1 rRNA gene is annotated in these 322 nt (G+C 50.9%); it reads left to right on the forward strand.

Annotated features, from left to right (window positions below):
- Nucleotides 1-234 precede the first annotated feature (234 nt).
- A 5S ribosomal RNA gene (rrf, locus tag KJS52_RS27075) occupies nucleotides 235-322 on the forward strand; the annotation flags it as partial.

Genomic DNA, 322 nt, shown 5'->3' on the forward strand with positions numbered 1-322 from the left:
GATAGGCTGGGGGTGGAAGTGCAGCAATGCATGGAGCTGACCAGTACTAATCGGTCGAGGGCTTATCCTAAATGTACCCCACAAAGTGACGTCAAGTCTAGGAAGCATATTCCGAGTACTTTGCGGGACCCCGAGAATATCGGGGGAAATCATAGAAGCGTAACAACTTCTAACCATCGATCGCACGATGAATTTAGCTTTCATATCCAGTTTTGAGGGTGCAAGCCCGCAACGTTTGGTGGTAATGGCGAAAGGGAACCACGCGTACCCATCTCGAACACGACCGTTAAGCCTTTCAGCGCCGATGGTACTTGGACCGCAG

The organism is Paenibacillus montaniterrae, from assembly GCF_018403185.1.
Classification (GTDB): Bacteria; Bacillota; Bacilli; order Paenibacillales; family Paenibacillaceae; genus Pristimantibacillus; species Pristimantibacillus montaniterrae.